Origin of the sequence: Mycobacterium marseillense, assembly GCF_010731675.1 — a bacterium.
Lineage (GTDB): Bacteria > Actinomycetota > Actinomycetes > Mycobacteriales > Mycobacteriaceae > Mycobacterium > Mycobacterium marseillense.
On sequence record NZ_AP022584.1, the window covers coordinates 4,816,952 to 4,833,822 of the forward strand.

Here is a 16,871-nt window from a genome sequence, read left to right on the forward strand (position 1 = left end):
AGAAGCCCGACTAGGCTCGCCGATGTGGTCGAAGCCCTCCATGTGCCCCCCAACGCCTCGGCGCGGGTAGTGGTACTGGCCTCGGGCACCGGATCGCTGCTGAACTCCCTGATCGCCGCCGCCGTCGCGGACTATCCGGCCCGGATCGTCGCCGTCGGCGCCGACCGCGACTGCCTGGCCACCGAGATCGCCGCCGCCGCGTCCCTGCCCACCTTCACCGTCCGGCTTGGCGATCACGCCGACCGCGACGCCTGGGACGCCGCGATCACCGAGGCCACGGCCGCCCACTCGCCCGATCTGGTGGTGTCCGCGGGGTTCATGAAAATCCTTGGACCGCAATTTCTTTCACGGTTCTACGGGCGTGTCATCAACACCCATCCGGCGCTGCTGCCGGCGTTCCCGGGTGCGCATGGGGTGGCCGACGCGTTGGCCTACGGTGTGAAAATCACAGGCTGTACGGTGCACCTGGTGGACGCCGGGACGGACACCGGGCCGATCTTGGCCCAGCAATCCGTTCCGGTGCTCGACGGCGACAACGAAGAGACTTTGCATGAACGCATCAAGGTCACCGAACGCACGCTGCTCGCGGACGTCGTGGCCGCGATCGCAACCGGCGGGCTGACCCTGGTCGGGAGAAAAGCGACGATCGGATGAAAGGCGACAACGGATGAGCACCGACGACTGGCGGGAGAACGCCAAAAGGCCGATCCGCCGCGCCTTGATCAGCGTGTACGACAAGACCGGGCTCATCGACCTGGCCCAGGGGCTGACCGCGGCGGGCGTGGAGATCGTCTCGACGGGATCCACCGCGAAGAACATTGCCGAAAAAGGCATTCCGGTGACCCGGGTCGAAGAGCTGACCGGTTTCCCCGAAGTGCTCGACGGCCGGGTCAAGACCTTGCACCCCCGCGTGCACGCGGGCCTGCTGGCCGATCTCCGCAAACCCGAGCATGCCGAGGCGCTCGAACAGCTCGGCATCGCGGCCTTCGAACTCGTCGTCGTCAACCTGTACCCGTTCAGCGAGACCGTCGACTCCGGAGCGAGCATCGACGAATGCGTCGAACAGATCGACATCGGTGGACCGTCGATGGTGCGCGCCGCCGCGAAGAACCATCCCAGCGTCGCGGTCATCACCGACCCCCAGGGCTATGACGGCGTGCTGGCCGCGGTCCGGCAAGGCGGATTTACGCTCGCCGAGCGCAAAAGGCTGGCGGCGCAGGCGTTTCAGCACACCGCCGAATACGACATTGCGGTGGCGAGCTGGATGGAGTCGACGCTGGCCCCCGAACATCCACCGACCGCCTTCCCGAAGTGGCTGGGCCGCAGCTGGCGCCGCTCGGCGATGTTGCGCTACGGCGAGAATCCGCACCAGCAGGCTGCGCTCTACAGCGACCCCAGCGCGTGGCCGGGGCTGGCGCAGGCCGAGCAGCTGCACGGAAAAGAGATGTCCTACAACAACTTCACCGACGCGGACGCGGCGTGGCGGGCCGCCTTCGACCACGAAGAGACATGCGTGGCAATCATCAAGCACGCCAACCCATGTGGGATCGCGATTTCGTCGACATCGGTTGCGGACGCGCATCGCAAGGCCCACGAATGCGATCCGCTGAGCGCATTCGGCGGAGTCATCGCGGCCAACACCGAAGTCAGCGTTGAGATGGCCGAATACGTCAGCACGATCTTCACCGAAGTCATCATCGCGCCCGCCTACGAGCCGGCCGCCCTGGACGTCCTGACGCGCAAGAAGAACATCCGGGTGCTGGTGGCCTCCGAGCCGCTCACCGGCGGCACCGAACTGCGGCCCGTCAGCGGCGGGCTGTTGGTGCAGCAACGCGACGAGCTCGACGCGCACGGGGACAATCCGGCGAATTGGACCTTGGCGACGGGCGAGCCCGCCGACCCGGAGACACTGGCGGACCTGGCTTTTGCCTGGCGGGTATGCCGCGCCGTCAAATCGAACGCGATCGTGATCGCCGGCGGCGGCGCCACCATCGGCGTCGGCATGGGTCAGGTGAACCGCGTCGACGCCGCGCGGCTGGCCGTCGAACGCGGCGGTGACCGGGTGCGTGGCGCGGTCGCGGCCTCCGACGCGTTCTTCCCGTTCCCCGACGGACTCGAGACGCTGACCGGTGCCGGAGTGAAGGCCATCGTGCACCCGGGCGGATCGGTGCGCGACGACGAGGTGACCGCGGCCGCGGCCAACGCCGGCATCACGCTGTATCTCACCGGGGCGCGTCACTTCGCTCACTGACGATCGGCAATCGTCGGTCTCAGTCCTTGCTCTCTGGTCGCAAAGGGAAATAGCATTCACTTTGGGTCGGCATTAGTGGGGCGAACACAATTCGAGAGGAATTGATATGCGCGCGAACGCAATACGAACGGCCACAATTTCCGTCGCGATTGCGAGTCTCGCACTCGTCGGCGCAGGATGTCAGGGAAGTAAATCGGGCGAAGCCGGCAGTTCCACAACTGCACCGGCTTCGTCGGCCGCAACCTCAAGCTCAGCCGCCACGGAAACATCAGCAGCAACGACTCCGAGCGCGCCGGGCCCTACGACGCAGATTCCGGGCGCAAACGGCACGCCGTACACCGTTCAGGGACCCATCTTGGCCAAGTACCAGTCCCTCGACGATAAGGCGCGCAAGGACTTAGGGGCCCCGAAGGATAATCAGCAAACGAATCCCGATGGTGGCACCTACCAGCAATTCGATGGTGGCGTCATCGTCAACAAGACGCAGGCCTACGTGGTGTGGGGCTTGATCCGCGACAAGTGGAATGAACTCGGCGGCTCGCAGGGCAAGCTCGGTTATCCGACCAGTGACGAGGTCGACACCCCCGATGGCATGAAGAAGTCGACTTTCGAGCACGGCACCATCACGTGGAAGCCGGGTGACGCTCAGGCCGTCGTCAGCTACAGCTAGGCAGTGTTCGGGTGCAGCACCGCGCTGCGCTCAGAATCTCCTACCGGGTGCCGGGCAATCGATCAGCTTGCCCGGCACTCGCGTACTTGGGGGGAGGGCATAGTGTCGCATCGGCGGCATCGTCGTAGCGTGGAGTGGTGACGTCACCGAGCAACCTGCCCCGCACCGTCGGCGAACTGCGTGCCGCCGGTCACCGTGAACGGGGAGTCAAGCAGGAAATCCGCGAAAATCTGCTGACCGCATTGGCCGACGGGCCGGACAGCGCAGCCATCTGGCCCGGCATTCTGGGATTCGACGACACCGTCTTGCCCCAGCTCGAGCGGGCGTTGATCGCGGGACACGACTTCGTCCTGCTCGGCGAACGCGGCCAGGGCAAGACCCGGCTGCTGCGCGCGCTGGTCGGCTTGCTCGACGAGTGGACGCCGGTGATCGCCGGCGCCGAACTGGGTGAGCACCCTTTTTCGCCGATCACGCCGGAGTCGATCCGCAAGGCCGCCACCCTGGGCGACGACCTGCCGGTGGAGTGGAAGCATCGCAGCGAGCGCTACACCGAAAAGCTCGCCACGCCCGATACCAGCGTCGCCGACCTGGTGGGCGACATCGACCCGATCAAGGTCGCCGAGGGTCGCAGCCTGGGGGATCCCGAGACCATCGCCTACGGGCTGATTCCGCGCGCGCACCGCGGCATCGTCGCGGTCAACGAACTTCCCGACCTCGCCGAGCGCATCCAGGTGTCGATGCTCAACGTGATGGAGGAGCGCGACATCCAGGTCCGCGGTTACACGCTGCGCCTGCCGCTGGACGTGTTGGTGGTCGCCAGCGCCAACCCGGAGGACTACACCAACCGCGGACGCATCATCACCCCGCTCAAGGACCGCTTCGGCGCCGAGATCAGGACGCACTATCCGCAGGAGCTGGACGCCGAGGTCGGGGTTATCGCGCAGGAGGCACACCTGTCGGCGCAGGTGCCCGACTACCTCATGCAAATCATCGCGCGCTTCGCCCGCTACCTTCGGGAGTCCAATTCCGTCGACCAGCGCTCGGGGGTGTCGGCGCGCTTCGCCATCGCGGCCGCCGAGACCGTCGCGGCCGCCGCCCGCCATCGCGGCGCGATCCTGGGGGAGACGGACCCGGTGGCCCGGGTGGTCGATCTGGGCACCGTGATCGACGTCCTGCGCGGCAAGCTGGAATTCGAGTCCGGCGAGGAAGGCCGCGAACAGGCGGTGCTCGAACACCTGCTGCGCCGGGCGACCGCGGACACGGCGTCGCGGGTGCTGGGCGGCATCGATGTGGGTTCGCTGGTGTCCGCGGTCGAGGGCGGTTCCGCGGTGACGACGGGCGAGCGGGTGTCGGCCAAAGACGTGCTGGCCGCGGTGCCGAGCCTGCCGGTGGTGGAAAAGATCGCGGACAAGCTCGCCGCGCGCTCGGAGGGTGAGCGCGCCGCCGCGCTGGAACTGGCGCTCGAGGCCTTGTATCTGGCCAAGCGCATCGACAAGGTGTCCGAGGAGGGGCAAACCGTCTATGGCTGATTCTGATCGTGACGACCCGCTGCGCCCGGCTTCGCCGCGCTTGCGATCGTCACGAGGGCACTCTTCGCGGTACTCGGCGTACACCGGCGGGCCCGACCCGCTGGCACCGCCGGTGGATCTGCGCGAGGCGCTCGAACAGATCGGCCAGGACGTCATGGCCGGCACCTCGCCGCGTCGCGCGCTCTCCGAGCTGCTGCGCCGCGGCACCAAGAACATGCCCGGCGCGGACCGGTTGGCGGCCGAGGCCAACCGGCGCCGACGAGAGTTGTTGCGGCGCAACAACTTGGACGGCACCCTGCAGGAAATCAAGAAACTGCTCGACGAGGCGGTGCTGGCCGAACGCAAGGAGCTGGCCCGCGCCCTCGACGACGACGCCCGCTTCGGCGAACTCCAACTGGACGCGCTGCCGGCGTCGCCGGCCAAGGCCGTCCAGGAACTCTCCGAGTACAACTGGCGCAGCGGCGAGGCCCGCCAAAAGTACGACCAGATCAAGGATCTGCTCGGCCGCGAGATGCTGGACCAGCGCTTCTCGGGCATGAAGCAGGCGCTCGAGGGCGCCACCGACGAGGACCGCCAGCGCGTCAACGACATGCTGAACGACCTCAACGACCTGCTGGACAAGCACTCCCGCGGCGAGGACACCCAGGAAGACTTCGAAAACTTCATGGACTCCCACGGCGAGTTCTTCCCGGAGAACCCGCGCAACGTCGACGAGTTGCTGGACTCGCTGGCCAAGCGGGCCGCCGCCGCGCAGCGCTTCCGAAACAGCCTGAGCGCCGAGCAGCGCGCGGAGTTGGACGCCTTGGCGCAGCAGGCATTCGGCTCCCCGGCCCTGATGGAGTCGCTGAGTCGGCTCGATGCGCACCTGCAGGCTGCGCGGCCGGGCGAGGACTGGGGCGGATCCGAACAGTTCTCCGGCGACAACCCGTTCGGCATGGGGGAGGGCACCCAGGCGCTGTCCGACATCGCCGAACTCGAACAACTGGCCGAACAGCTCTCGCAAAGCTATCCCGGCGCCACCATGGATGACGTCGACCTCGAGGCGCTCGCGCGCCAGCTTGGCGACGACGCGGCGGTCGATGCCCGCACGCTCGCCGAATTGGAACGCGCGTTGGTCAACCAGGGCTTCTTGGACCGCGGTTCCGACGGCCAGTGGCGGCTGTCGCCGAAAGCGATGCGCAGGCTCGGCGAGACGGCCCTACGCGATGTGGCACAACAACTTTCCGGGCGGCGCGGTGAGCGTGATCATAGGTGCGCCGGGGCGGCCGGCGAGCTCACCGGCGCCACCCGGCCCTGGCAGTTCGGTGACACCGAACCGTGGAACATCTCCCGCACGCTCACCAATGCCGTTTTGCGGCAGGCGGGCACGGCCACCCTCGATGGGCCGGACGCGCGGTTGAAGATCTCCGTCGACGACGTCGAGGTCTCCGAGACCGAGACCCGTACGCAATCCGCGGTCGCGCTGCTGGTCGATACGTCGTTTTCCATGGTGATGGAAAACCGCTGGCTGCCCATGAAGCAGACGGCGCTGGCGCTCAACCACCTGGTGTGCACGCGTTTCCGCTCGGATGCCTTGCAGATCATCGCCTTTGGCCGATACGCCCGGACGGTCACCGCCGCCGAGCTCACCGGCCTGGAAGGCGTCTACGAGCAGGGCACCAACCTGCATCACGCGCTGGCGTTGGCAGGCCGTCATCTGCGCCGCCACCCCAACGCCCAGCCCGTCGTGCTGGTGGTGACCGACGGTGAGCCGACCGCGCACCTGGAGGACTTCGACGGTGACGGCACGACCGTCTTCTTCGACTACCCGCCACACCCGCGGACCATCGCCCACACCGTGCGCGGCTTCGACGAAATGGCGCGCCTCGGTGCGCAAATCACGATTTTCCGGCTGGGCAGCGATCCCGGTCTGGCGCGGTTCATCGACCAGGTCGCCCGGCGCGTCGAGGGACGCGTCGTGGTGCCCGATCTCGACGGGCTGGGAGCGGCGGTCGTCGGTGACTACCTACGATCCCGCCGCCGTCGATAGGCCACAAAAGGAGAAAAGCCCGTGAGCAAGGTTCCCACGATCGAACTCAATGACGGTGTCGAAATCCCGCAGCTCGGTTTCGGGGTGTTCCAGATCAAGCCCGACCAGACGGCCTCGGCCGTCAAGACGGCGCTCGACATCGGATACCGGCACATCGACACCGCCGAGATGTACGGGAACGAAAGGGAAGTCCGCCAAGGCATCCGCGACGCCGGCCTGGACCGCGGCGAGGTCTTCATCACCAGCAAGCTCAACAACGGCTATCACAAGCCCGATGACGCGCGCCGCGCGTTCGACCAGACGCTCAAGGCGCTCGATTCGGACTACGTCGACCTGTTTCTCATCCACTGGCCGCTACCCACGCTCTACGACGGCGACTTCGTCTCGACGTGGAAGGTCTTCGAAGAGTTCGCGCGGGACGGGCGCGCACGCAGCATCGGCGTCTCGAATTTCCAAGTCGCACATCTGAAAAGGCTCGCCGACGAAACCGACACCGTCCCGTCGGTCAACCAGATCGAGGTGCATCCGTACTTCGGCAACGACGAGGTAAGGGCGTACGGACGCGAGCACGGCATCGCCACCGAGGCGTGGGCGCCCATCGCCCAGGGCAAGGTGCTCGATGATCCGGTGATCAACCGCGTCGCCGCGTCCCGCGACAGAACGCCCGCGCAGGTGGTGTTGCGCTGGCACATTCAGCGTGGCGACATCGTCTTCCCCAAATCGGTGACACCGGCACGCGTCAAATCCAACTTCGAGCTGTTCGACTTCGAACTGGACGATTCCGACATGGACGCGATCTCAGCGCTGAATCAGGGTGAGGCGGGACGCAACGGACCCAACCCTGACACCTTCGACTACGTGCCCCGCTGACGCTCCGCCGCTGGGAAGCGGCTACCCGCCGCGTGGCCTGCGGGCTTTGCGGGCGATCCCGACACCGCCCCACAGCGAGAAGCCGCGAATGTGGACCGTCGGTGCCCCGGGAGTGCCCTGGCCGTGGACGGCGCGGTCGAAGTTTCCCATCACGCCGCGGCCGTGCACCTCGACGTTGACTTCGGGCGGCAGCAAAATGTTCTGCACACCCATAATCGACATCGCGTGGATGTCGACCTCGGTCGAGGTGAAGTCGGCGTAGCGCAAATCGACCACTCCGCTGCCCCACAGGGTGAAGGTGGTCAGCTTCTTCGGCACGTTCCAGCGGCCGCGCCGCTCGAAGCCGCTCATCAACGCCAGCAGCAGCGTCGACGGCGCCGGGTTGGGTTTGCCGCCGCGGCGCGGGCTGATCGGAGATCCGGGCAGATCGGCCCTCAACCGGTCCAGTTCTTCATACGTCGTTGCGGCATAGGCCCTGGTCAAACGGTCTTCGTAGTCGTTGAGCTGCAGGCGGCCCTGCTCGGCCGCATACGCCAGCAACTGCGCAGTCTGTATGCGATCGGTATCGGCCGCGCGCGACGGCTGGTCGCGCGTGTCCTCCGCATCACGTTGCGTTGAGTTGCTCATCACCCACGAGCCTACGACGTCCAGGTTTTGCTGCAAGAGGATTGGCTAAACTGCAACCTTGCGCCGGCCCGGGCCGGGCCGCCGGCCCGTTTGGCCGGACCTTTCTTTGACATCTGGCTAACTATTCGGTGGCTAACTCGTCCAGCTGGGCGGCCGCTTCTCGAGGAACGCCAACATGCCTTCGCGCGCCTCGTCGGACACGAAGAGCCGCGCCGACTCCTCGGCGAGCCGTTCGGCCTCACGGTCGAACCCTTCGAGCACCGCGGCCGTCGTCAGCGCCTTGGAAGCCGCCAGGCCCTGAGGCGAACCGCGGCCCACATCGGCGACCAGTTTGGCGACCGCGTCGTCGACATCCTCGACGGCCATGGTGATCAGCCCGATTTCCGCCGCCACGTCGGCGTCGAATTTTTCGCCGGTCAGGTAGTAACGCGCCGCGGCGCGCGGCGACAGCTTCGGCAGCAGCGTCAACGAGATGATCGCCGGGGCGACGCCGATCCTGGCCTCGGTCAGCGCGAAGGTGCTGCGCGGCCCGGCGACCACGATGTCGCAGGCACCCACCAGGCCGAAGCCGCCCGCCCGGACATGCCCATTGATCGCGGCGATCACCGGCAACGGCGAGGCGACGATGGCCCGCATCAACGCGGCCATCTCCCGGGCCCGCGCGACGGCCATCTCGTAGCCCGACGGTGGCGACCCGCTTCGACCGGCTGCGCCGCTCTCGCGATCGCCACGGCCCGATGGTGGCGACCCGCTTCGACCGGCTGCGCCGCTCTCGCGATCGCCACGGCCCGATGGTGGCGACCCGCTTCGACCGGCTGCGCCGCTCTCGCGATCGCCACGGCCCGATGGTGGCGACCCGCTTCGACCGGCTGCGCCGGCCTCACTCAGATCCGCGCCGGCGCAGAAGGTGCCACCGGCGTGGCCCAGTACGACCGCGCGCGCCGCCGGATCCGACGCGGCATCGCGCAGCCCCTGGTGCAATTGGGCGACCAGCGTGCTCGACAGCGCGTTGCGGTTGTGCGGTGAATTCAGCGTGAGCCGCGCGTACGGTCCGCCCGTGTCGGCGGGCCCGGCGTATTCGACGAGCGCGTCCATCAGTAGCTTCGGGGCAGGCCCAGCGACGTCTGCGCGACGAAGTTCAGCACCATCTCGCGGCTGACCGGGGCGATGCGGCCCAGCCGGGCCGAGGTCAGCATCGCGCCCACACCGTATTCCTTGGTGAGCCCGTTGCCGCCCATCGATTGGACGGCCTGGTCCACCGACCGGGTGGCCGCTTCGGCCGCAGCATATTTGGCCATGTTCGCGGCCTCGGCCGCACCCATGTCGTTGCCGGAGTCATACAGGGTGGCGGCCTTCTGCATCATCAGCTTGGCGAGTTCGACCTCGATGTGGCACTGCGCCAACGGATGTGACAGGCCTTGGTGCGAGCCGATCGGCGTTCCCCAAACCTGGCGGGTCTTGACGTATTCGGCGGCCCGGTCGAGCGCGAACCGCCCCATCCCGACGGAACTGGCCGCGCCCATGATGCGTTCGGGGTTGAGCCCGGCGAAAAGCTGTGCGATGGCGGCATCCTCGGCGCCGACGAGCGCGTCGCTTGGCAGTCGGACGTCGTCGAGGAAGACCTGGAACTGACGTTCGGGGCTGATCAATTCCATTTCGATGGGCGTGTAGGTGAAGCCGGGCGAATCGGTCGGCACCACGAACAGCGCGGGGCGCAGCTTGCCCGTCTTCGCTTCCTCGGTCCGGGCCACCACCAGCACCGCCTGGGCCTGGTCGATACCGGAGATGAAAACCTTCTGGCCCTTGAGGACCCAGTCACTGCCGTCGCGTCGGGCGGTGGTGGTGATCTTGTGCGAGTTGGATCCGGCATCCGGTTCGGTGATGGCGAACGCCATCGTCAGCGTCCCGTCGGCGATACCGGGGAGCCAGCGCTTCTTCTGCTCCTCGGTGCCGAACTTGCTGATGATGGTGCCGTTGATGGCGGGCGAGACCACCATCAGCAGCAGCGCGCTACCGGCGGCGGACATTTCCTCCATCACCAGCGACAGCTCGTACATTCCGGCGCCACCACCGCCGTACTCCTCGGGCAGGTTCACGCCCAGGAATCCGAGTTTCCCTGCCTCCGACCACAATTCGTCGGTGTGCTCGTGGGCGCGTGCCTTCTTCAGGTAGTACTCGCTGCCGTAGTTGGACGCCCACTCGGCCACCGCCTTGCGCAGGGCCTGGCGTTCCTCGTTCTCGATGAAGCTGCTGTCGGTCACTGGGGATCTCCTTCTGATTGCGGCGCTTCGACTCTTGCCAGTACGGCGCCCACTTCGACTTGCTGACCGGTCTTGACGTTGAGTTCGGCGAGAACGCCGTCGACCGGTGCGGTGATGGTGTGTTCCATCTTCATGGCTTCCAGCCAGATCAGTGGTTGACCGGCGGTGACGGTGTCGCCGATCGCGGCGCCGAGCCGGATGACGTTGCCGGGCATGGGGGCGACCAGCGATCCCTTTTCGACGGTCGAACCGGGCTCGGGGAAGCGCGGCAGCGCGATCAGATGCACCGGTCCGCGCGCGGAATCGACGTAGACGTCGGAATCGTAGCGCCGCACGGCGAAGCTTTGGTCGACGCCGTCCGTCCTGAGCACGACGTCATCCGCGGTCGCCGACACCAGCTGCACCCCAGGGTCGTCGGGTAGCACCAGCCCGGGCCTGTCGAAACGGTATTGGACCCGGTGCTCGTTGCCTTCGTCGTCACCGTAGGTCTTGACCTGATAGCCCGACCGCAGGTTCCGCCAGCCGCTGGGAACGGCACCCAACACCGGCGCGAGGGCGCGGTTGCGCGCGGCGTCGGCCAGGGCGGTCGCGATCGCCGACAGGCGCACTCCTGCGGCATCGCCCAGCGGCGAGGACAGCTCGGCGAGGCCGTGCGTGTCGAAAAACGCTGTGTCCGTGGCGCCGTCGAGGAAGGCCGGGTGACGCAGCACGTTTACCAGCAGGTCGCGGTTGGTGCGCAGCCCGTGCACCCGGGCACGGGCTAGCGCGTCGGCAAGGACCAGCGCCGCCTGGCGGCGCGTCGGGGCGTAGGAGATGACCTTGGCCAGCATCGGGTCGTAGTGGATCGACACCGTGAATCCGTCGACGATCCCGGAATCCAGCCGGATGCCGGTGCGATGCCCCAACGCGCCGAACTCGGCCCGCACCGACGGCAACGCGAACGCGCGCACCACGCCGGCCTGCGGCTGCCACCCGCGTGCGGGATCCTCGGCGTAGAGGCGGGCCTCGATCGAATGACCCTGGGCGGCGGGAGGTTCGGCGTCGAGGCGGGCGCCGTCGGCCACCGCGAGCTGAAGTTCCACCAGGTCGAGCCCGGTGGTCTCTTCGGTCACCGGGTGCTCGACCTGCAGCCGGGTGTTCATCTCCAGGAAGTAGAACTCGCCGTCGTCGTCGGCCAGGAACTCCACGGTCCCGGCCCCGGTGTAGCCGATCGCGCCGGCGGCCAGTCGGGCCGCGTCGAACAGCTTGGCGCGCATGCCCGGGGTGCGTTCCACCAGCGGGGAGGGGGCCTCCTCGATGATCTTCTGGTGGCGGCGCTGAATCGAGCATTCGCGTTCCCCGACGGCCCACACCGTGCCGTGGGTGTCGGCCATGACCTGAACCTCGATGTGGTGTCCGGTGGGCAGGTAGCGCTCGCAGAACACCGTCGGATCGCCGAAGGCGGACTGCGCTTCGCGCTGGGCCGCCTCGACTTCGGCCGGCAGGGCGGACAATTCGCGTACCACCCGCATGCCCCGGCCGCCGCCGCCCGCGGAGGCTTTGACCAGCACCGGCAGCTGCGCCTGGGTGACGGTGTCGGGATCGAGTTCGTCGAGGACGGGCACCCCGGCGGCGGCCATCAGCTTCTTGGACTCGATCTTGGAACCCATCGCCCGCACCGCGTCCACCGGCGGGCCGACCCAGGTCATCCCGGCCTCTTGGACGGTGGCCGCGAAATCGGCGTTCTCCGAGAGGAATCCGTAGCCGGGATGAATCGCGTCGGCACCGGCCGCGCGGGCGGCGGCGATGATGGCCTCGGCGTTGAGGTAGTCGTTGGTCTTGGGCAGCCGCACTCGGGCGTCGGCCTCGGCGACGTGCTGCGCGCCGGCGTCTGGGTCGGTGTAGATTGCGACGGTGCCCAGGCCGAGGCGACGGCATGTGGCGAATACCCGGCGCGCGATCTCGCCGCGGTTGGCAACCAGAACTCGAGTAACCATGGGGCTCACATCCGGAAGACGCCGAAGTTCGACGTCCCCTTGATCGGGCCATTGGCGATGGCGGACAAACACATTCCCAGCACGGTGCGGGTGTCGCGCGGGTCGATCACCCCGTCGTCGTAGAGCATCCCGGACAACACCAGCGGCAGCGACTCCGCTTCGATCTGGCCTTCGACCGCGGCGCGCATCGCCGCGTCGGCCTCTTCGTCGACCTGCTGGCCGCGGGCTTCCGCGGCGGCGCGGGCCACGATTGACAGCACGCCCGAGAGCTGCGCGCCGCCCATCACCGCGGACTTCGACGTCGGCCACGCGAACAGGAAGCGCGGGTCGTAGGCGCGGCCGCACATGCCGTAGTGGCCCGCGCCGTAGGAGGCGCCGATCAGCAGCGAGATGTGCGGGACCGTCGAATTGGACACGGCGTTGATCATCATCGCGCCGTGCTTGATCATCCCGCCCTCTTCGTAGTCCTTGCCCACCATGTAGCCGGTGGTGTTGTGCAGGAACAGCAGTGGCGTGTTGGACCGGTTGGCCAGCTGGATGAACTGGGTGGCCTTTTGCGATTCCTCGCTGAACAGCACCCCGCGCGCGTTGGCCAGGATTCCGATCGGATAGCCGTGCAACTGGGCCCAGCCCGTCACCAGCGAGGAGCCGTACAGCGGCTTGAATTCGTCGAATTCGGAGCCGTCGACGATCCGGGCGATCACTTCGCGGGGGTCGAACGGGATCCGCAGATCCGCGGGAACGATGCCAATGAGCTCCTCGGTGTCGAACAGCGGCTCGGTGATCGGTTTGGGTGTCGGGCCCTGCTTGAGCCAATTCAGCCGGGCGACGATGCGGCGGCCGATGCGGATCGCGTCGAGTTCGTCGACGGCGAAGTAGTCGGCCAAACCCGAGACCCGGGCGTGCATTTCGGCGCCGCCCAGCGATTCGTCATCGGATTCCTCACCGGTGGCCATCTTCACCAGCGGGGGGCCGGCGAGGAAAACCTTGGAACGTTCCTTGATCATCACCACGTGATCGGACATCCCGGGGACGTAGGCGCCGCCGGCGGTGGAGTTGCCGAATACCAAGGCGATGGTGGGGATCCCGGCCGCCGACAGCCGGGTCAGGTCGCGGAACATCCGCCCGCCGGGAATGAAGATCTCTTTCTGGGTGGGCAGGTCCGCGCCGCCGGATTCCACGAGCGAAATCACGGGAAGCCGGTTCTCGAAGGCGATCTGGTTGGCGCGCAGGATCTTCTTCAAGGTCCAGGGGTTGCTGGTGCCGCCTTTGACCGTCGGGTCGTTGGCGACGATCATGCATTCGACGCCCGCCACCACGCCGATGCCGGTGACCGTGCTGGCGCCGACCTTGAACGCGCTGCCCCAGGCCGCCAGCGGGCTCAGCTCCAGGAAGGGGGAGTCCGGGTCGACGAGCAGCTCGATGCGTTCCCGTGCGGTCAGCTTGCCGCGGTCGTGGTGGCGCTCAACGTATTTGGGGCCGCCGCCGGCCAGCGCATTGGCCAGCTCGGTGTCGATCTCGTCGAGTTTCGCGATCGCCGCCGACGCCGCCTCGGTGAACACCGCGTCGTCGTGGTTGAGGGTGGACCGCAGCGCGGTCATGACCGCCGCCGGCGATGCAGAGCGAAGCGATGAGGAGGCGGTGTGATCATGATTGGAATCCCAGCAGTTTGGCGGACAGTGCGGTCAGGATTTCGGTGGTTCCCCCGCCGATGCCCAAGATCCTCATATCCCGGTATTGTCGCTCGATCTCGGATTCGGCCATGTAGCCCATCCCACCGAACAGCTGGACGGCCTGATTGGCGACCCATTCGCCCGCCTCGACCGCCGTATTTTTGGCGAAACACACCTGCGGAATCAGATTCGTCTCGCCGGCGAGCTGCCGTTCCACCACGCTGCGCGAGTAGACGCGGGCAACGTCGATGCGGCGGGCCATCTCGGCCAGTGTGTTCTGCACCGATTGCCGCGAGATCAGGGGACGACCGAACGTCTCACGATCGCGACACCACTGCACCGTCAGATCCAGGCAGCGTTGCGCGCTCGAATACGCCTGCGCGGCAAGGCCGATACGCTCGGCGACGAAGGCCTGCGCGATCTGGGCGAACCCGCTGTTCTCGGCGCCGACCAGGTTGGCCACCGGCACACGGACGTCGGTGTAGGACAGCTCGGCGGTGTCCGAGGACCGCCAGCCCATCTTGTCCAACTTGCGGCTCACTTCGAAGCCCGGCGTGCCCTTCTCGACCACCAGGAGCGAAACCCCGCCCGCGCCAGGGCCGCCGGTACGCACAGCGGTGACGACGTAGTCGGCGCGCACACCGGAGGTGATGTAGGTCTTGGCGCCGTTGACGATGTAGTGATCACCGTCGCGGACAGCGGAGGTCCGCAGGTGGCCGACGTCGGAACCGCCGCCGGGCTCGGTGATGGCCAGCGAACCGATTTTGTCGCCGGCCAATGTCGGCCGGACGAACGTGTCGATGAGCCGCTGATCGCCCGAGGCGATCATGTGCGGCACCGCGATGCCGCAGGTGAACAACGACGCGAACACGCCGCCCGGGGCCCCGGCCTGATGCGTCTCCTCACAGATGATCACCGCGTCAGCGCCATCGCCGCCCCCGCCGCCGACCGATTCGGGGAAGCCGGCGCCCAGCAGCCCGGCGGCCCCGGCGCTGCGATGCAAGTCGCGCGGCAGTTCGCCGCTGCGCTCCCACTCGTCGACGTGGGGCAGAATTTCGCGTTCGGCGAAGGAGCGCACCGTCTTTCGCAGCTGCTCGCGCTCGGGTGTGTTCCACAGATTCACAGGAGACTCTCCGGGATGTCGAGGTAGCGGCCGCGTAGCCATTCGCCCAACCCCTTGGCTTGAGGATCGAATCGGGCTTGGTAGGCGACGCCCTGGCCGAGGATGCCGTCGATGACGAAGTTGACCGCCCGCAGGTTCGGCAACATGTGGCGGACCACATCGAAGTCCGCCGCTTCGGGGAGCAGCTCTTTGAGCCGCTCGACGGTCAACGTGTGGGCCAGCCAACGCCACTGGTCGTCGGTGCGGACCCACACGCCGATGTTGGCCGAGCCGCCCTTGTCACCGCTGCGGGCCCCGGCGATGCGGCCGAGCGGCACGCGCCGGGTCGGCCCGTCCGGCAGGAGTTCGGGAAGCGATGGTTCGGCGACGGGGCGGAGCGCCAATGTCTCGGTGGCGCAGGGGATATCGACACGCGTGCCATCGGCGTGCACCGCGACGTGCGGCACCTGGGCGGCGTCGACGTAGCCGGGGGTGAACACACCGTAGACCTGGCCGTCGCCCGGCGGGGCGGTGACGTGGAATCCCGGGTAGCTGGCGAGCGCCAATTCGACTGCGGCCGAGGAGAATTGGCGCCCGACGTTGCCGGGGTCCGGGTCGCGAACGACGCAGTGCAGCAGCGCGCTGGCGGCTTCTTCGGTGTCGGCGTCGGTGTGGTCGGTGCGGGCCAGGGTCCATTCGAGTTCGGCGGGCTTGACGCTGAGCGCGGCGTCGAGTTGACGTCGCACCAACTCGGCCTTGGCCTCGATGTCCAGGCCCGTGAGCACGAACGTCATCGAGTTGCGGAACCCGCCAATGCTGTTCAACGAGACCTTGTAGGTGGGCGGCGGGGCTTCGCCGCGCACGCCGCCGATGCGCACCCGGTCGGGACCGTCGGACACGAGCTCGACGCTGTCCATCCGGGCGGTGACATCGGGGTTGGCGTAGCGCGCGCCGGTGATCTCGTAGAGCAGCTGGGCGGCGACGGTGTCGACGCTGACCAAACCGCCGGTGCCCGGGTGCTTGGTGATCACCGAGGAACCATCGGCGTACACCTCAGCCAGGGGAAAGCCGGCGTGGGTCAGGTCGGCGACTTCGGTGAAGAACGCGTAGTTGCCGCCGGTGGCCTGCACCCCGCATTCGATGACGTGGCCCGCGACCACGGCGCCGGCGAGCTGGTCGTAGTCGGTGCGATCCCAGCCGAAATGCGCGGCGGCCGCCCCGACGATCACCGAGGCGTCGGTGACCCGGCCGGTGACGACGACGTCGGCGCCGCCGGACAGGCAGTCGACGATGCCCCAGGCGCCCAGGTAGGCGTTCGCGGTCAGCGGGTTGCCCAGGCCCAGTTCCGCGGCGCACGCCAACAGGTCGTCGCCTTCCACGTGCGCGATCCGGGCGTCGATGCCCAGGCGCTCGGACAGCGCGCGGATCGCGTCGGCCAGCCCGGCAGGGTTGAGGCCGCCGGCGTTGGCCACGATGCGCACCCCGCGGTCGCGCGCCTCGCCCAGGCAGTCCTCGAGTTGGGTCAGGAAGGTCTTGGCGTACCCGCGCTCGGGGTGCTTCATCCGGTCCCGGCCCAGGATCAGCATGGTGAGTTCGGCCAGGTAGTCCCCGGTGAGGTAGTCGACCTCGCCGCCGGTGAGCATTTCGCGCATGGCCGACAGCCGGTCGCCGTAAAACCCGGAGCAGTTCGCGATCCGGACGGCAGCACCGGAAGCAGAGGCCATGCCCGTCCTCCATTCAGGGATTCACCGGTGAGACCCAACCAACCAACCGGTAGGTTATCGGGTACCGCGGGTGTCACGTCAAGGATCCCACTTCGGGGCGGGTGCGCCAGGGCCGCGCGCTCAGGGTGACGCGCGATCCGCGCGGCGGGCGTCCGTTTT

The 16,871-nt window shown here is 67.7% G+C and carries 13 protein-coding genes; 6 read left to right on the forward strand and 7 right to left on the reverse strand.

Annotated features, from left to right (window positions below):
• Window positions 1-24: 24 nt before the first annotated feature.
• The 6 genes from purN (at window position 25) to G6N26_RS22600 (ending at window position 7,349) form a co-directional block, all read left to right on the forward strand.
• On the forward strand, window positions 25-654 hold the full coding sequence (gene purN / locus G6N26_RS22575; protein WP_067167824.1) for a phosphoribosylglycinamide formyltransferase: 630 nt from the start codon (window positions 25-27) through the stop codon (window positions 652-654).
• A 13-nt stretch (window positions 655-667) separates the two neighbouring features.
• Window positions 668-2,251, forward strand: a complete 1,584-nt coding sequence (purH, locus tag G6N26_RS22580) for a bifunctional phosphoribosylaminoimidazolecarboxamide formyltransferase/IMP cyclohydrolase (RefSeq protein WP_083018042.1) — start codon at window positions 668-670, stop codon at window positions 2,249-2,251.
• Between the two features lie 355 nt (window positions 2,252-2,606).
• Window positions 2,607-2,921 (forward strand): LGFP repeat-containing protein, encoded by a 315-nt coding sequence (locus G6N26_RS26255; RefSeq protein ID WP_008254029.1) that lies wholly within the window; start codon window positions 2,607-2,609, stop codon window positions 2,919-2,921.
• Window positions 2,922-3,055: 134 nt separating this feature from the next.
• Window positions 3,056-4,450, forward strand: a complete 1,395-nt coding sequence (locus tag G6N26_RS22590; RefSeq protein WP_083018044.1) for an ATP-binding protein — start codon at window positions 3,056-3,058, stop codon at window positions 4,448-4,450.
• Window positions 4,443-6,479, forward strand: coding sequence for a vWA domain-containing protein (locus G6N26_RS22595; RefSeq protein WP_083018046.1), 2,037 nt, complete (start codon window positions 4,443-4,445; stop codon window positions 6,477-6,479). The genes G6N26_RS22590 and G6N26_RS22595 overlap by 8 nt, the downstream gene beginning before the upstream one ends.
• A gap of 21 nt (window positions 6,480-6,500) precedes the next feature.
• Window positions 6,501-7,349, forward strand: a complete 849-nt coding sequence (locus G6N26_RS22600; RefSeq protein WP_067167813.1) for an aldo/keto reductase — start codon at window positions 6,501-6,503, stop codon at window positions 7,347-7,349.
• A gap of 21 nt (window positions 7,350-7,370) precedes the next feature.
• Here the strand turns inward: G6N26_RS22600 and G6N26_RS22605 are convergent, their stop codons facing one another.
• From G6N26_RS22605 to G6N26_RS22635, 7 genes are all read right to left on the reverse strand, one after another.
• The gene (locus G6N26_RS22605) at window positions 7,371-7,976 is read right to left on the reverse strand and encodes a DUF1707 SHOCT-like domain-containing protein (RefSeq protein WP_067168004.1); all 606 of its coding nucleotides are present in this window, start codon (window positions 7,974-7,976) and stop codon (window positions 7,371-7,373) included.
• Between the two features lie 132 nt (window positions 7,977-8,108).
• The gene (locus G6N26_RS22610) at window positions 8,109-9,071 is read right to left on the reverse strand and encodes an enoyl-CoA hydratase family protein (protein ID WP_163648855.1); all 963 of its coding nucleotides are present in this window, start codon (window positions 9,069-9,071) and stop codon (window positions 8,109-8,111) included.
• On the reverse strand, window positions 9,071-10,237 hold the full coding sequence (locus G6N26_RS22615; RefSeq protein ID WP_067167809.1) for an acyl-CoA dehydrogenase family protein: 1,167 nt from the start codon (window positions 10,235-10,237) through the stop codon (window positions 9,071-9,073). The genes G6N26_RS22610 and G6N26_RS22615 overlap by 1 nt, the downstream gene beginning before the upstream one ends.
• A complete protein-coding gene (locus G6N26_RS22620; RefSeq protein WP_083018051.1) occupies window positions 10,234-12,213 on the reverse strand; it encodes an acetyl/propionyl/methylcrotonyl-CoA carboxylase subunit alpha in 1,980 nt (659 codons plus the stop codon). The genes G6N26_RS22615 and G6N26_RS22620 overlap by 4 nt, the downstream gene beginning before the upstream one ends.
• A 5-nt stretch (window positions 12,214-12,218) precedes the next feature.
• Complete coding sequence (locus tag G6N26_RS22625; protein ID WP_067167805.1) at window positions 12,219-13,814, reverse strand: acyl-CoA carboxylase subunit beta; 1,596 nt, start codon at window positions 13,812-13,814, stop codon at window positions 12,219-12,221.
• Window positions 13,815-13,860: 46 nt separating this feature from the next.
• The gene (locus tag G6N26_RS22630) at window positions 13,861-15,009 is read right to left on the reverse strand and encodes an acyl-CoA dehydrogenase family protein (RefSeq protein ID WP_067167803.1); all 1,149 of its coding nucleotides are present in this window, start codon (window positions 15,007-15,009) and stop codon (window positions 13,861-13,863) included.
• Window positions 15,006-16,712, reverse strand: coding sequence for an acyclic terpene utilization AtuA family protein (locus tag G6N26_RS22635; protein ID WP_083018054.1), 1,707 nt, complete (start codon window positions 16,710-16,712; stop codon window positions 15,006-15,008). The genes G6N26_RS22630 and G6N26_RS22635 overlap by 4 nt, the downstream gene beginning before the upstream one ends.
• Window positions 16,713-16,871 lie beyond the last annotated feature (159 nt).

Coding starts and splice junctions, on each gene's coding strand:
- purH (WP_083018042.1), top strand. CDS start 668: ATGAGCACCGACGACTGGCGGGAGAACGCCAAAAGGCCGATCCGCCGC.
- G6N26_RS22595 (WP_083018046.1), top strand. CDS start 4,443: ATGGCTGATTCTGATCGTGACGACCCGCTGCGCCCGGCTTCGCCGCGC.
- G6N26_RS22605 (WP_067168004.1), bottom strand. CDS start 7,976: ATGAGCAACTCAACGCAACGTGATGCGGAGGACACGCGCGACCAGCCG.
- G6N26_RS22610 (WP_163648855.1), bottom strand. CDS start 9,071: ATGGACGCGCTCGTCGAATACGCCGGGCCCGCCGACACGGGCGGACCG.
- G6N26_RS22620 (WP_083018051.1), bottom strand. CDS start 12,213: ATGGTTACTCGAGTTCTGGTTGCCAACCGCGGCGAGATCGCGCGCCGG.
- G6N26_RS22625 (WP_067167805.1), bottom strand. CDS start 13,814: ATGACCGCGCTGCGGTCCACCCTCAACCACGACGACGCGGTGTTCACC.
- G6N26_RS22635 (WP_083018054.1), bottom strand. CDS start 16,712: ATGGCCTCTGCTTCCGGTGCTGCCGTCCGGATCGCGAACTGCTCCGGG.